The following is a 14,516-nucleotide window of genomic DNA, read 5'->3' as shown; positions in this document are numbered from 1 at the left end:
ACCTCCCGGTCCTTCTTTTCCTGATGGCGCTGAATCGCATCTGACCGGCGCCGTGAACGGACATCGGCCATGAAGATAGGCGTCAACCCGCCTTCGGATCCTTTTTCGGGCAAGAACCGCCAGCTGATCAGGCGTCTCCTCCTCCTGATCCTGGGCCTGGTGCTGTTCTCCTTCGCCTACGTTTTCTTTCTGCGCCACTGATCGTCATGCCCGCCCATCGCGCGTCGAATCCGCCGCCGGCGGAGACCTCCGCGCCGGCGATTCCCAATCACCGCCTGGCCATGCTCATCTTCCTGGCGGCCGAAGCGATGCTGTTCACCGGGCTGATCGGGGCGACGATGGTGCTGCGCGCCGGGTCGCCGATGTGGCCGCCCGCGGGACAGCCGCCGCTGCCGGTCTGGATGGGGGCGCTGAACCTGGTCCTGCTGGCGGGAGGCAGCGCCGGCATGCTGGGGGCGGTCCAAGGCGCCCGGGCCGCGAGCCACCGGCGCCTGATGAACGGGATCTTCCTGACGCTGGGCTGCGGCGCGGCCTTCCTGACGATGATGGGGATCGAGTGGACACGGCTCCTTGCCGCCGGATTGAAGACCACCTCCACCGGCGCCTATGGACCGCTGGTCTATACGCTGACCGGCTGCCATGCGCTGCACGCCCTGGCGGTGATGATATGGGTCGGCGTCCTGCTGATCCTGGCCTGGCGCGATCGCATCTCCCCGGCCCATCACGAGCCGGTGGAGATGGCGGCGATGTTCTGGCACTTCGTGGCCGTGGCCTGGCTTTTTCTCTTCGTGGTACTCTACCTGCTATGAAGCTCGCGTCCCGCACCGGATTCCGAAAGTCGCCCAAGTGGATCATTCTCCCCCTGGTACTGTCCATGGCGATGGCGGCGGGCGGCCCCGTGCTGGCGCAATGCGCCATGTGCGAGGGGAGCGCGGCAGCCGGAGCCGATGGGGGCGCCGCCTACAACAGCAGCACTCTGTTCATGCTCGTGGTCCCGTATCTCCTCCTCGGCGGCATCGGCGGCTACGTCGTCTGGAGCTTCCGGAGACCCAGGACCTCGCCTCCTCGCTCGGAAGACGAGCCGGAAGACCCCGCTGCACTCTGAACCCTGCCGGACGGCGCCGCGCTCGAGCCGCAACCCCATGCGCCGCATCCCCCTCGTCGCCGCCGCCTGCTTCGGAATCCTCGCTCCGGCACCCGACACCGGCGCGAAGACGGAATCCTCGATGGGGCGCTGGAAACGGCTGGAGCCCGGGCTCGAGATGGGAACCTTCCCGGCTCCCCGTCCCTCCGTAACGGGCGATTCCACCATCCGGATCCTGCGCATCGATCCCGAGCGCTTCGATCTGCGCCTGGCGAACGCCTCGGCCCCCGGGGAAGGGAAGCTCCTGACGGCCCGCCAGTGGTGCGAGCGGCAGAACCTGGTGGCGGCAATCAACGCCAGCATGTACCAGACCGACTACAAGACCAGCGTGAGCCTGATGCGCAGCGAGGGACACGTCAACAACCCGCGCGTGAGCAAGGACAACTCCATTCTCGCCTGGGGGCCGAAGAATCCCGATCTCCCGAAGGTCATGATGATCGACCGGCAAAAGGACGACTTCGAGCGCCTCAAGGATCTCTATCGCTCGCTGGTCCAGAACATCCGGGTCATCTCCTGGGATGGGATCAATGTCTGGCAGCAGCAGGCGCGGCGCTGGAGCAACGCGCTCGTCGGCGTCGACGACGAGGGGCGGCTGCTCTTCATCCATGTCCGCTCCCCTTATTCGGTGCACGACCTGGCCGAGATGCTGCTGGGCCTCCCGATCGGGATCGCCCGGGCGATGTACGTGGAGGGAGGGGCGCAGGCGCAGCTCTACGTCGGCAGCAAGCACGAATCCCTGGAGCTGACGGGGATCCCCGAGGGATTCGACGCCGACGATCAGGCGGCCCGCTCGGCCTGGCCGATTCCGAATGTCATCGGCATCATCCGGCGATCCGAGACGGAGCGGCGCGAAGCGGGGAAGTGATCCCGAGGAAATCCGCGGGACCGGAGCTATCGATGAAAGGCCACCAGCTGTCGGAGGATGACCGGAGCTTTCGGGAGAGCTTTGAAACGGCGCGCCTCGAGCCCGCCGCCTTCAGGCACCGCGAGCACCTGCGCCTGGCTTATGCCTATCTCGTCGAGAACGATCCCGAGGCGGCGGTGGAAAAGATGCGCGAGGCGCTGCTCGCGTTCCTGCGCATCCACGGCATCGACCCCTCGAAGTACCACGAGACGATGACGCGCGCCTGGATCCTGGCGGTACGCCACTTCATGGAAATCACTCCGCCCTGCGCCTCCGCCGACGCCTTCATCGACGCCAACCCGCGCATGCTCGACCCCAAGATCATGCTGACCCACTACTCCGCCGACCTGCTCTTCTCACCCCAGGCCCGTGAGAGATTCGTCGAGCCCGATCTCCAACGCATCCCGAACCACGAGCCGTAGCTGGTGGACATTGAACCCTGGTGAAGCCAGCCAAACTTCGGAGACGACCCAGCTTGTGGAAGCCTGACTTCCGGATGTATCTTCTCCGGGAACGCCAGCACAGGAAGCGTTCCGGTTGCCGCTCCTCATAATGAGGCATTCATCATGAGTCTACCCGTTGCGCCCGAGGGAATAAGAGTCGAGTCGATTTTCCACCCCTCCGATTTCTCGGAGGCGAGCGAGGTGGCCTTCGCGCACGCCTTGAAGCTGGCCCTGGTGACCGGCGCCGCCCTGCGAATCATGCACGTCGATCCCGGTCATGCCACCCACTGGCAGGATTTCCCGGGAGTACGCGGGACTCTGGAGCGCTGGAAGCTGATCCCGCCGGGAAGCCCGAAGAGCGCCGTTGAGGACCTCGGAATCGACGTGCGCAAAGTGCTGGCGTCGAGCAGCCACCCCGTGGAAGCCTGCCTCGGGTTTCTGGCGACCCATCCCGCCGACCTGATCGTCCTGGCGGTCCACCAGCGGGAGGGAAGCATGCGCTGGCTGGGAAAGTCCGTGGGCGGGAAGGTTGCCCGGAAAGCCGGGGAAGTCACTCTTTTCATTCCGCACGGCGTGCCGGGATTCGTTTCTCCTCGAGACGGCTCGGTGTCCCTCCGGAGCATCCTGATCCCGGTCACGAGCAAGCCACGACCCCAGCCCTCACTGGAGGCGGCCGCCAGGCTCATCCGCAACCTCCAGCTGCCTTCAGGCATCATCACGCTGATGCACGTAGGAGCGCCGGGAGACATGCCTTCGATGCACCCTCGCGAAGTTCCCGGCTGGGAGTGGAAGCAGCGGACCGAAGGGGGCGAGCCGGCGGAAACGATCCTGCGGGTCGCCGATGAGGTGGGCGCCGACCTCATCATGATGACCACCGACGGGCCGGATGGCTTCCTCGACGGCCTGCGAGGAACCACTTCGGAACGAGTGCTCCGAAAGGCACGCTGCCCGGTCGCCAACCTGCCGGTCGGATCCCAGCTCACCGGTTGATCAGCGCAATCGGTCGGTCGCGGGTTCCGAGGATGTCTAGGGCAGACTGTCCGCGCCGTCCTCCGGAGACAGAGTTTCAACCTCGCCCTTGGCGCGGTACTTTTCCATCTTTTCCTTGTCCACCTGGGCGTCCTCTTCCCCCCACTTCATTCCTTCCTCCGTGGCCGTGATGCCCACCAGCTCGCTCTTCGCTTTCTGATACTCGTCCAAAGCTTCGCTCCCCTTGCGGGCCACCTCGAAGTGAGTGCGAGCTTTGATTCCCCCCATGTGGATGGCCACCTGGACCACGTAGATTCGATCCGCCGCCACCGTCGCGTCGAGCAGGCCGGCATTCTCGGCGACCGCGGCGAACACGTGCTTCCCAGGCTCGCATTCATGGGGGATGAAGGTCTTGCTGGCCAGAATTCCCAGGAACTTTCCCTCGGCGTAAAGCTTGACCTTGACGGCGGCGCCCATGAATTGCGGTCGGACAAAGTAGATGAGCGCCTTGCCCGGGGCCGGCTTGCGGGCGGGATCCAGTTTCACGTCTTCATTCTTGACGTACTTGTCTCCCGCCAGAGAGATTGCCGGCAGGGCGACCACCATCAGAGCCATCATCAGCGACATTCGCATGAGTCGAGCTGGCCTGTGCATGAAGATCCTCCAGAGTTCAGGAGTTGATGGGCAGCAGCACTATAGGTCGGTAGCCTTCCAGCTTGCAAAGCGGACCGGTGCCCACCCCCATGGTCGAGTACGCTCAACTCCCAGCGCCGAGTACCAGCCTGCCTTTGTGCTAGCATAACCGCCGCTCATTTCATCGAAGTGCGTCCGAAACCCCCCATTTTCGAGAGGTTGGCTCCATGATCCGCGTCCTGCCGATGGCGGCTCGGAGGCGTCGTGCGGCGCTGACGGCCCTGCTCCTGCTCGTCCTTTTCTCCACGATTGCGGCGCCGCGAGGCGCGGGGAGCGCCGCGGCGGAGGAGCCGTCGGGGAAGAAGCCCGGCGATGCCGCCAAGAAGGCCGAGAAGCTGGATGTGAACGCCGTTCCGGCGAACGCTCGCAAGGTCGAGTTCACCACCGACGAGGCGACCTGGATGTCGCTGGATGTCGCTCCGGACGGCAAGAGCATCCTCTTTGACCTGCTGGGGGACCTCTATCGAATCCCGATGGCGGGGGGGAAGGCGACGCGGCTGACCTCCGGTCCGGCCTTCGACTACGCGCCGCGCACCTCGCCCGACGGCAAGCTGGTGGTCTTCTGCAGCGATCGCGGCGGCAACATGAACCTCTATCTGATGAATCCCGACGGCAGCGAGCCGCGCCCGCTCACCGAGGAAAAAGACGCGGTCTTCTCCTCGCCTTCGTGGACACCCGACAGTCAGTATGTCCTGGCGCGCCGTGAAGAGACCTCGCGCGCCGGCATCCCGCCGGTGGAGATGATGATGATCCACCGCGACGGCGGCTCCGGGATCAAGGTGATCTCCAAGGACAAGATGAACAACGTGGGAAACACGGTGGCGACGCGCGACGGGCGTTTCCTCTACTTCGGCGGGCGCGAGCGGCGCTTCTCCTACATCCCGCAGCTGAACGACGGATTGTGGAACGTCTACCGCTTCGACCGCCGCACCGGCGAGATGATACGCCTGACGCCGGGACCCAACGGCGGCATGAAGCCGATGCTCTCACCGGATGAGAAGACGCTCGCCTACCTGCGGCGCGACGATGCGGCGAGCACGCTGGTCCTGCGGGATCTCTCGAGCGGCTCGGAGCGCGTCCTGGCGCGCGATCTGACGCGCGACGAGCTGGAAGGCTTCGCGCAGATGGATCTCTACCCCAACGCCTCGTACACGCCCGACGGCAAGGCGATCGTCCTTTACAGCCACGGCAAGATCAGGAAGGTGGAGGTGGCGACGGGTGCGCAGAGCGACATCCCCTTTACCGCCGACGTGTCGCTGGATCTGCGCCCGCTGCACCGAATCGAGGTCCCGGTGGGCGGGAGCGAGCTCAAGGTGAAGCTGATGCGTTGGCCGACGCTTTCTCCCGACGGCAGGAAGCTGGCCTTCGATGCGCTCGGCAAGATCTGGATTGTCGACATCTCCGGCGGGACGGCCGGCAAGCCGAAGCGGCTGACCCGCGACACGCGCCGCGAGTACGCCCCCCAGTTCTCTCCCGACGGCCGCTGGATCGCCTACGTCACCTGGAGCGACCAGGAGCTGGGGAATGTCTGGAAGATCAAGCCCGAGGGAGGCACCGGCACGAAGCTGACGCGCGTCGCGGGGCACTACGTGAACCCCGCCTGGTCACCCGACGGCGACCGCATCGCTTTCGTCGCCGGCTCGGGGGCCGAGATGCGCGGCCAGCAGCCCGAGGGGGACCCCTACTTCGATATCCGCTGGATCCCGTCGGCCGGCGGCGAGGCGAAAAGCGTCACCTCGGTCACGCCGGGCGACACGGTCCGCTTCCATCCCTCCGCCGTCTTCAGCCCCGACGGCACTCGCCTCTTCTTCACCGAATACATTCCCCCCGAGAAGCCTTTCACCGACGGCAAGACCGACCTGGTTTCGGTCCGCCTGGACGGCACCGACAAGCAGCGCCACCTGCGCTTCAAGCAGGCGGAGAACGCCGTCCCGTCTCCGGATGGTACCTGGGTGGCGTTCGTGCGGGCCGACGACGTCTACGTGACGGCGCTGCCGGCGGCAGGCTCCGACCCGGTGGAGATTGGCTTCGGCGGCGACCCGGTGCCGGTCTACCGGCTGAGCACCGAGGGAGGCGGCTACGTCGACTGGGCCGACGGCGGCAAGATGGTGGTCTGGGGGATGGCCGACACCTTCTACCGCCAGTCGATTGCGAAGGTGCGCGAGGCGATCCAGCAGCAGGCGGCCGAGAAGCGCAAGAAGGAATCCGCGGCCGGCAAGAAGGAGGAAGACGGCGATAAGAAGGAGGAGGCCGGGGAGGAAGAGCCTGAGATGCCGAAGCCGGAGGCGATTCCGATCGTCCTGACGGCGAAGAAGGCGGTGCCGACCGGCTCGGTCGTCCTCAAGCATGCGCGGGTCATCACGATGAAGGGAAACGAGGTCGTGGACAACGCCGACCTTGTCGTTACCAGCAACCGGATCGTCGCCATCGGTCCTTCGGGGACCCTGACGGAGCCGCCCGGCGCGCAGTCCTTCGACCTGCAAGGGAAGACCGTCATCCCGGGGCTGGTCGACGTGCACGCCCATCCGCACTACTCGGCGATGGAAATCTTCCCGGAGAAGAAGTGGGAATACGTCGCCAACCTCGCCTATGGAGTCACCACCCTGCACGATCCGTCGGCCCACAGCCTGGATGTCTTCTCGGAAGCGGAGATGGTGGAAACCGGCGACATGATCGGCCCGCGCATCTACTCCAGCGGCGATGTCCTCTATGGCGGCAAGGCAGCGTCGATCTTCGCCAAGGCCGACACGAAGGAGGAGGTCGTGCAGGCGGTGCGGCGGATGAAGAAGTACGGCGCCCACTGGCTGAAGGTCTACCAGCAGCCGCGGCGCGAGCAGCGCATCTGGTTCGTCGAGGCGGCGCGCGAAGAGGGGGTCGGCGTCACGATGGAAGGAGCGGGCGAGCTGCACACCGACCTCACCAACTTCATGGATGGCTTCACCGGCATGGAGCACGCAATGCCGGTGCCCCTTTACAAGGACGTGGTCACGCTGGCGGCGCGCTCCGGCACGGCCTACACGCCCACACTGGTGGTTGCCTACGGCGGACCGGCGGCGGAGCTCTACTGGTACCAGCACGCCAACCCGCATGATGACGCGAGATTGCGGCGCTACGTGCCGCACGACATGCTGGACGGCCTGGGCCGTCGCCGTCCCTGGTATCCGGAGGAGGATTTCAGCTTTCCGTCGGTGGCCAACGGCGCGGCCCGCATCGAGCGCGAAGGGGGGCGCGTCTGCCTCGGCGCCCACGGTCAGCTGCAGGGACTCGGGGCCCACTGGGAGATGTGGTCGTTCACCGTGGGCGACGGCGCGATGACCCCGATGGAGGCGCTGCGCACCGCCACCGTGTCCGGGGCCGAGGCGCTCGGGTTCGGCAAGGATCTTGGTACGCTCGAGGTGGGCAAGCTCGCCGATCTCGTCGTCATCGACGGGGATCCCCTCGCCGACATCCATGATTCCGCGAAGGTCGCTTTCGTCATGAAGAACGGCATGCTCTACGACGCCGCGACGATGGACCAGCTCTGGCCGACCCGAAAGCCGCTCGGCAAGTTCTTCTGGGAGCGATGATGGGCCGCCGTCATCCGGCGCAATCGATGGCCGCCGCCGCGCTGCTGCTCCTGGCGCTGGCGCCGTCTCCGGCGCGCGCCCGGGTCGCTTCCTCCGCCTCGCGCAAGCCTCCGAAGCTCGCGGTTCTCATCGTGGTCGACCAGATGCCGGCCGACACCCTGGATCGCTTCCACGCTTTCTTCGGCGAGCGCGGATTCCGCCGTCTCGAATCGGAAGGGCGCTACTTCAAGGGAGCGCGGTACGCGCACCAGACGACCCTCACCGGGCCGAGTCATACCGTTCTCGGGACCGGAACGTACGGGTTCATGTCCGGGATTGTCGCGAACCAGTGGTTCGACCGGGCCACGGGCAGGGCGGTGAACTGCGCCTACGGCCCCTGGAAGCCGGGTGAGAAAGGCACCTGCAGCCTGAGCGGCTGGAGCGCCGTGCCGGCTGACGCGCCGCGCGTCGGCAATCCCTGCAACCTGCTGGATCCCTCTCTGGCGGATCGGATGAAGCGGACCTTTCCGGGCGCCCGGGTCGTGGGAGTCGCCATCAAGGACCGCTCCGCGATCCTGACGACCGGAAAAACGGCCGATGCCGCCTATTGGATGGATACGCTCCCAGATGGCGCACCGTCGTTCGTCTGCTCCGATTTCTATCCTGCGTGCAGCGGATCGGCCCTCGCCTATTCGAAGGAGCAGGGTCTCACCGAAAAGCCCGGCGATCCCGAGACCATGACGCTGTTCAAGCTGCACCCCGACTGGCGCAGCTGGGAGTGCTCCCTGCCCAGCTGCGAGATCCAGTGCCCGGATGACGTGGCCGCTACGCACGTGGATGAATTCGGCATGGGGAAGAGCTTTCCCCACAAGGTGACCGATGGCCGCGCGCTGCAGTTCACCCCTTACGGCAACGACCTGCTCGAGGGAATGGCGGAGCGGGTGATCGAGGCGCACGGCCTGGGAAAGAACCCCAAAGGGCAGCCCGACCTGCTGGTCGTCGGCTTTTCGAGCACCGATTACTACGGCCACATGTTCGGGCCTGACTCGTGCGAGGTGGCCGACGGCATGAAGCGGCTCGACGCGACCATCGGCCGCTTCCTCGATTTCCTGATCAAGCGGCTTGGCCGCGAGAGCCTCCTCGTTGCGCTCACCGCCGATCACGGCGTGACACCCAACGTGAAGGTGCTTCTCAAGCGCGGCATTCCGGCCGGCCGGCTCGACCTGAGCGATCAGCGCAGCGTCCGGGTCACCAGGATCGGAGAGCTGCCGGAGCTGCGGCAGCGGATCGAGTACGAGCTGGCGCGTTTCCTGGGCATCAAGGAAGACAGCTCGATGCCGCTCTCGGAGGCGCTGGTGCGGGCCTGGCGCGACCCGATGCTCTACCTGAACACCGACCGAATTCCCGCCTCCTCGCTGCCGCTGGTGCGTGGCTGGCTGAAGAACTACCTGCTCGGCGTGGAGGGGGTCCGCGAGGCCTACACCTACGACGAGATCGTGCGTGGCGAGGTCTCGACGCCGGTTCGGCTCAGCTCGCGGCCGGAGCGCATGGGAGACCTCACACTGGTCATGCAGCCGGGATGGGTGGAGCTGGACGAGGATGGCTGCGTCACCCACGGCCAGCCGTATGATGCCGACGCCCGCGTGCCGCTGCTGTTCTGGGGACGCGGCGTCGAGCCGGGAGCCGATACGTCACCGGTCGACATGACGCGGGTGGCCTCGACCCTCTCCGCGGCCCTGGGACTCGATCTCGGCGGCCTCTCCGATCCCGCCCCGCTCGCGCTCCGAGGTGCGCCGATCAAGTAGTAGCCTCCTTCTCCACGGTCCCCATCGCATGCTCCTTTCGCAACGTGGTTATCGCGAAATGCCGCTGCAACATCTATTGAAATTCCTCTGCTTCCACCGTGTCAGTTGTGATAGGAATTGGGCTACGGATTCTCGAGCTGAGGAATCCTAGAGGCCTGCTTCTTTTAATACAGGACAGTTCCCATTGGAAATCCGACCGTATCGCTGGTGCCTCGGCCTCGTGGTTCTTGCCTTGTCAGTTCTTCTGCCTGGCCAATCCCATTCCGAAGAACGAAGCTCTCCCGCGTCACTGGCCCAGGTGGTTGACACGAGCGGTCAGCCCATCGTGAATGCCGCGATACGGATTGATGCAGGCATCGTGCAGGTCAGCGCTCCCGGATACTTGCCCTGGTCGGGCCCCAAGGGTGGCAATGATCCCTTGCGCGTGGTGCTCCAGCGTGCGGCAGCCATCCGGGGCCAAGTCCGTTATCAGGGACAAGCGCTTCGAGGGTTTTCCGTCAATCTCACCGGGAAACAGGATTCCGGCAACGTCGCCAAGGCTTCTCCTGAGGAAGGAATCTTCGAGTTCTCAGGTCTCAAGCCTGGTCTCAAGACCCTGAAGGTCGAAGTGACAGGATTCATTCCGCAAGGGCATGACGAGGTCCTTCGCGAAGGAGAGGTCGCAAGAATCGATTTCGAGATGCGTCCGGCAAGCCAGGTCAGTGCGACGGTCCTGGATGGCAAAGGGCGCCCTCTCCCCAGAGCGGAGGCGTGGGTTCGCACGGAAGGTCAGGATGGAAAGTTTCTCAGTGACGACGAGCGAAGAAGACTCGGTGAGGTGCGTCCCCGTGGAGATGAGAAGGGGCATCTGGTAATCGGCCCCCTTGGGCGAGGATTGCGATATCGGTGCGTTTTTCGCGTTGAGGGGCGGCCACTCCGCTCGCTGGTCCTCACTCCCTCCGCCCCCGTCGTCAAGCGTGATATCCGCCTTCCTCCGGGAGGGACCCTCAGGCTGTCCGTGAAGGATGCAAATGGGCAGCCGATATCCGGCGCAGTGGCGCGCCTCGATTCCGATGATGCACCCGACCTCGACCTGCTTGCCGAGTCCCTGCCTTCGAGCACCGATGGCACGCTTCGCCTCGGGCCTCTCCCCGAAGGGACCTATTCCCTCCGACTCCGCGCGGAGGGCTTCCGGCCCGCGACGCTTCGAGGATGCATCGTGAAGGATGGAGCGGCCACGGATCAGGGAGTGATCCGGCTCGCTCCGGGCTTGGAAGTCTCCGGAACCGTGCGCACCGCGGACGGTGTTCCCATCTCGGGGGCGTCGGTCCGGGCGCGATTCTACGAGTCCGGCCGGCAGCTGAGCCTGCTCCGAAAGTCGAGCCCGAAAGGGAGCTTCCAGCTCACGGGATTGCCGGCTGGGTCGATCGAAATTGAAGCGGAAGCAAGAGGATACGTTCCAAAGAAGCTGGATGATATCGAAGCAGGCAAGGCGGATCTGGAGATCGTGCTATCGGAAGCCGGCAGCCTCGTCGGACAAGTTCTTGCCAAGGACACCGGAATTCCCGTCCCCATCTTCAGCCTCCTTCTCCGGGTCGATGGGGGCCGTGGAGGATTCTGGAACCCGCGAGGCGGCCCGGCCACTTTCCGCGACGACGAAGGTGCCTTCAGGCTGGACGGCCTCACGCCCGGCCTCTACAAGATAGAGGCCATAGCACGCGGTTACCAGCCGGCAACTCTCGAGGCAGTTCAGGTCGAGCCGGGTGATTCGAAGGCTTTGGAGATCCGATTGGAGAGAGGCCTTGGCGTCCATGGCGTCGTTCGGGACGTGGAGAATGGTGAAGCAGTCTTAGGTGCAACCGTCCGGGTCCCGGGACTTCCTTCCGTCGAGACGGATTCCGAGGGAGCGTTTGAAGTCGAGGGCTTGAGCAGAAGATCCATGATTGAAGTGCAGCATCCGCGCTACATGACCGAGTTGATCCGCGATCTGGATACAGAGCGGAAGGAGCCAATCGAGATTCTGCTCCACCGCGGCGGTGCGGTGGAGGGAATGGTATTCGGAAAGGGAGGGGTGCCCCTGGCGGGAGCCGAAGTGCGGACTCTCGACCCGATGGGGCAAAAATCGGTGTCCACCGGCCCCGATGGTCGATATTTTCTCGAAGGCCTTCACACCGGACCCCAGGCGCTGGCCAAGGTCGATGTACCGGGAACCTACGAGGGATACGAGTCTGCCGTCGTTTCCATCGAGGCCGGGTTGACGAGGACTCATGATTTTGGAAGGGGAATCCGGCTGCATGGCACGGTCACCTACGGAGGCGGTCCGGCTGCGGATGCCCGGCTGACTCTGACGCAGAACGCCTCGGGCCTGCCCGAGGGTAGCAGGCTTGGCGGCTCAATCTCCGCGAGGTCCCGGGAGGACGGCTCCTATGAAGCACAAGGCCTCGGGCCAGGAACCTATGGACTCGTCGTGGCCTGGCAGCAGGCAAGAACCGGAAAGCAGATAACGCTCTCGGAAGGAGAATCGACCGTACGGATGGACATCGACATTCCTGACCTTTGGCTGACCGGAGAGGTCGTGGACAAAGAGACACGGCTTCCCCTGAAGGCTACGGTGCTGGCGTGGCAGGTTGGGAAAGATAATTCCCCCAACCGTGCCATGTTCGTAGCCGACGGAGAGTCGGCCATAGAATTCAATACGAACCCACAAGCCCGGAGCGCATCCGATGCCCAAGGCCGGTTTCGCGTGCAGCTCATGGAGCTGGGGAGATACCGCCTGACAGCCATCGCCTCCGGCTACCGCATGGAGGAAGCGGTGGAAGTGGAAGTGCAAGGGTCCACCGGCGACCTTTCAATCGAGATGACCCCGGCGAAAAGCTTGAAGGTCACGGCGTTCGATAGCTCCAACGGGAAGCCCCTCGAGCTCGATTGTGCCCAGGCGAGCTGGGAGTCGAATAGCTCGATAATGTGCGGGACAGGACCCGCGCGGTTTACTTCTCTGAAACCCGGCCCGATGCTGATTTCCGTCGATGTTGCGGGGTATGCCGTTGGATATCAGAAGCTCGAATTGAAGGAGGATCAGGAGGAGGTCAAGGTTCCGGTGACAAGAGGCGGGCGGCTGCGACTTCTGTTGCCGGGCGAGATGAATCGCTCGACCGTGGCTTCCATGCTTCGAGCCAATCTGCACATCGTGGACGATGCCGGAGTCGATCTGACCGTGATATCCCCGGCCCTCAGAAGGTGGCTGGAAACCAGCGATGGCTCTTCATCGGACGGGGCCGTCGTCCTGCCCAATATCCCGCCCGGCAGGCTCAGAATAAGCCTCGGAGGAAAGGGAACCAGCCTCGAGTCAAAAGAGATTGAAGTACAAGTAGAAGCAGAACAGGAGGCGGCAGCGGATTTCAGATAAGCAACTGCGGGTGTCGACGAACGCCTCTGGCGGCAGGCGACGACCTCTTCACGTCGGCCGACACCGATCATTATCTTGTGGCACTGCCCGGCGGGGCGGCCTCCGGCATGACCTGGAGCAGGACCGCGGGCTTTGCCGAGATTTCTCCGCCGAACGGGCGGCTGTGAGAGGCAATCAGCAGAACCGCCACGCCGACTCCCGTGGCGAAGATTGCCAGGATGATGCGGCTGGCGCCGCGGTTGTTGCTGTGAATCATGGCCACCGTAATCAACGTGAGACCCGCCTGGACGAGCAGCACGGTCCATTTCACCCAGTTGACCGACGACCGGCTCAGAATGATGCGCTGGCGGCGCGCGTCGAAAGCGCTTTCGATCGATGCGACCATCTCGCGTTGCGCGAGCACCTGGCCTTCTCGTTGAGGCGCGAGTGAGAGGACCAGCCGCAGCGCTTTGGCCAGCGGCACGGGAGCGATCGCCAGGGTGGCATGCCGGCCCGCCATCGCCGGCCACTCCTCGGTGGCTGCCTCCTGAATGTAGCCTCGGATGAGGTCATGCAGCCGCGCCTCAGGCTCGCCCGGAAACTCGCCGGCCAGGAGGATCACGGCCCGGAGGGCGCTCGCTTCCCGGTTCACGGCGGTATTGGCCCGATCGGCTTCGTTCCAGACTTGCGCGGCCAGGAATCCTACGAGCAGAGCGAAGACGATGGCCAGGGGAGAAAGAATCCCCGAAGAGATTGCCGTGAAGGAACGCCCCCGCTCGCCAACCGCCAGCCTGGTGACCAATCCGTAGATTCCGGCGGTGACCAGGTAGGTGATCCCGAGGATCACGACCCCCATCCACAGCACCGGTAGGTTGAGAAGCCAGTCGCCCATCCTGCCTCCTTTCATGATCCGCCGCGGAGCAATGGTGGCCCTGGTTCCGCTCGCTTGGGGCAGAAAGATCGATGGGTCCCGCTACGACATGGGACCCATCAGCAGTGCTTTCGTTTCGGGGATGGCTTACTGGGCGCCGTTGCTACAAACATCGGCGCAATTGGTGACGTGCGCGCCCTTCACGCAAAGGGTGTCCGCGGAGCAGTTGACCGCGCGGCACAGCGTCATCGAGCACTTGGGCAGCTTGATGTCGTTTCCGGCGTTGAACGCGTAGGCCGCCGCTGCCGTCATGACCGCGAACGCCGTTGCCAACAGCATCTTCCTCATCACAGGCCTCCCGAAAATTAGGATGGATGGAAGTTCCCCGGCAGTCTAACCGGTCCAGGTGGGGTTTCGTCAAGCCGGCCCTGCCGGAAGAGGCTCAGCGGCCTCAAAAGAAGACAGCTATTTACAGATGACGGCTCCGCGGGCTACCCTCAAGGACCGTTACGCCAACCCGGTCGAGGTTAGTCCATGCACCTTCCTCGCAGCACTATTTTTTATGGCAGGTCAGCGTATTTGGGGTTTTCGCGTGCGGGATTCGAGCCGCGCTTTCTCTATCTAGCTGTGGCCGGGGGCCTTCTCACCCACCTCCCCTTGCAGCATAATTCCTTTAGTACTGACCGGGCCCGCAGTGATATCGAATAACGCAGATCGGCACAAGTATAGTTGGGCGGATCCTATGAATCTGGGGAAACGAAGTGGCAGAGACGATTAA

12 protein-coding genes are annotated in these 14,516 nt (G+C 64.4%); 9 read left to right on the top strand and 3 right to left on the bottom strand.

The genetic code is table 11. The annotated features are described in order from the left end of the window. The first annotated feature begins 69 nt into the window (after positions 1 to 69). The 6 genes from VFW45_12030 to VFW45_12005 all read left to right on the top strand — a co-directional run bounded on the left by VFW45_12030 (position 70) and on the right by VFW45_12005 (position 3,481). Positions 70 to 201 (top strand): hypothetical protein, encoded by a 132-nt coding sequence (locus tag VFW45_12030; GenBank protein ID HEU5181513.1) that lies wholly within the window; start codon positions 70 to 72, stop codon positions 199 to 201. A 5-nt stretch (positions 202 to 206) separates the two neighbouring features. Continuing rightward, positions 207 to 809, top strand: a complete 603-nt coding sequence (locus VFW45_12025; GenBank protein ID HEU5181512.1) for a cytochrome c oxidase subunit 3 — start codon at positions 207 to 209, stop codon at positions 807 to 809. Then, positions 806 to 1,105 carry a hypothetical protein gene (locus VFW45_12020; protein ID HEU5181511.1) on the top strand — a complete coding sequence of 100 codons (300 nt, stop codon included), beginning with the start codon at positions 806 to 808 and terminating at the stop codon, positions 1,103 to 1,105. The genes VFW45_12025 and VFW45_12020 overlap by 4 nt, the downstream gene beginning before the upstream one ends. Before the next feature lie 37 nt (positions 1,106 to 1,142). Further along, positions 1,143 to 2,009 carry a phosphodiester glycosidase family protein gene (locus VFW45_12015; protein HEU5181510.1) on the top strand — a complete coding sequence of 289 codons (867 nt, stop codon included), beginning with the start codon at positions 1,143 to 1,145 and terminating at the stop codon, positions 2,007 to 2,009. A gap of 32 nt (positions 2,010 to 2,041) precedes the next feature. Then, positions 2,042 to 2,470 carry a hypothetical protein gene (locus VFW45_12010; GenBank protein ID HEU5181509.1) on the top strand — a complete coding sequence of 143 codons (429 nt, stop codon included), beginning with the start codon at positions 2,042 to 2,044 and terminating at the stop codon, positions 2,468 to 2,470. A 144-nt stretch (positions 2,471 to 2,614) separates the two neighbouring features. Then, positions 2,615 to 3,481, top strand: a complete 867-nt coding sequence (locus VFW45_12005; GenBank protein HEU5181508.1) for a universal stress protein — start codon at positions 2,615 to 2,617, stop codon at positions 3,479 to 3,481. A 36-nt stretch (positions 3,482 to 3,517) separates the two neighbouring features. Here VFW45_12005 and VFW45_12000 read toward each other — a convergent pair whose 3' ends face one another. Further along, the gene (locus VFW45_12000) at positions 3,518 to 4,114 is read right to left on the bottom strand and encodes a hypothetical protein (GenBank protein ID HEU5181507.1); all 597 of its coding nucleotides are present in this window, start codon (positions 4,112 to 4,114) and stop codon (positions 3,518 to 3,520) included. Between the two features lie 206 nt (positions 4,115 to 4,320). On the opposite strand from VFW45_12000, the gene VFW45_11995 reads away from it, so the two are divergent. The 3 genes from VFW45_11995 to VFW45_11985 all read left to right on the top strand — a co-directional run bounded on the left by VFW45_11995 (position 4,321) and on the right by VFW45_11985 (position 12,888). Continuing rightward, entirely contained in the window at positions 4,321 to 7,719 is a 3,399-nt protein-coding gene (locus VFW45_11995) for an amidohydrolase family protein (GenBank protein HEU5181506.1), read from the top strand. Continuing rightward, positions 7,719 to 9,503 (top strand): alkaline phosphatase family protein, encoded by a 1,785-nt coding sequence (locus VFW45_11990; GenBank protein ID HEU5181505.1) that lies wholly within the window; start codon positions 7,719 to 7,721, stop codon positions 9,501 to 9,503. The genes VFW45_11995 and VFW45_11990 overlap by 1 nt, the downstream gene beginning before the upstream one ends. A gap of 424 nt (positions 9,504 to 9,927) precedes the next feature. Further along, on the top strand, positions 9,928 to 12,888 hold the full coding sequence (locus VFW45_11985) for a carboxypeptidase regulatory-like domain-containing protein (protein HEU5181504.1): 2,961 nt from the start codon (positions 9,928 to 9,930) through the stop codon (positions 12,886 to 12,888). 70 nt (positions 12,889 to 12,958) lie between these two features. Here VFW45_11985 and VFW45_11980 read toward each other — a convergent pair whose 3' ends face one another. Both VFW45_11980 and VFW45_11975 read right to left on the bottom strand, forming a co-directional pair. Then, on the bottom strand, positions 12,959 to 13,759 hold the full coding sequence (locus tag VFW45_11980; protein ID HEU5181503.1) for a hypothetical protein: 801 nt from the start codon (positions 13,757 to 13,759) through the stop codon (positions 12,959 to 12,961). Positions 13,760 to 13,885: 126 nt separating this feature from the next. Then, a complete protein-coding gene (locus VFW45_11975) occupies positions 13,886 to 14,086 on the bottom strand; it encodes a hypothetical protein (GenBank protein HEU5181502.1) in 201 nt (66 codons plus the stop codon). Positions 14,087 to 14,516: the final 430 nt, after the last annotated feature.

The sequence above is a fragment of the Candidatus Polarisedimenticolia bacterium genome (assembly GCA_035764505.1).
Classification (GTDB): Bacteria; Acidobacteriota; Polarisedimenticolia; order Gp22-AA2; family AA152; genus AA152.
Note: the sequence above shows the minus strand (reverse complement) of the source record. Positions and strands in the feature narration are given on the sequence as shown.

Coding starts and splice junctions, on each gene's coding strand:
- VFW45_12000 (HEU5181507.1), bottom strand. CDS start 4,114: ATGCACAGGCCAGCTCGACTCATGCGAATGTCGCTGATGATGGCTCTG.
- VFW45_12020 (HEU5181511.1), top strand. CDS start 806: ATGAAGCTCGCGTCCCGCACCGGATTCCGAAAGTCGCCCAAGTGGATC.
- VFW45_12015 (HEU5181510.1), top strand. CDS start 1,143: ATGCGCCGCATCCCCCTCGTCGCCGCCGCCTGCTTCGGAATCCTCGCT.
- VFW45_11995 (HEU5181506.1), top strand. CDS start 4,321: ATGATCCGCGTCCTGCCGATGGCGGCTCGGAGGCGTCGTGCGGCGCTG.
- VFW45_11990 (HEU5181505.1), top strand. CDS start 7,719: ATGGGCCGCCGTCATCCGGCGCAATCGATGGCCGCCGCCGCGCTGCTG.
- VFW45_12025 (HEU5181512.1), top strand. CDS start 207: ATGCCCGCCCATCGCGCGTCGAATCCGCCGCCGGCGGAGACCTCCGCG.
- VFW45_12030 (HEU5181513.1), top strand. CDS start 70: ATGAAGATAGGCGTCAACCCGCCTTCGGATCCTTTTTCGGGCAAGAAC.
- VFW45_12010 (HEU5181509.1), top strand. CDS start 2,042: ATGAAAGGCCACCAGCTGTCGGAGGATGACCGGAGCTTTCGGGAGAGC.
- VFW45_12005 (HEU5181508.1), top strand. CDS start 2,615: ATGAGTCTACCCGTTGCGCCCGAGGGAATAAGAGTCGAGTCGATTTTC.
- VFW45_11980 (HEU5181503.1), bottom strand. CDS start 13,759: ATGGGCGACTGGCTTCTCAACCTACCGGTGCTGTGGATGGGGGTCGTG.
- VFW45_11975 (HEU5181502.1), bottom strand. CDS start 14,086: ATGAGGAAGATGCTGTTGGCAACGGCGTTCGCGGTCATGACGGCAGCG.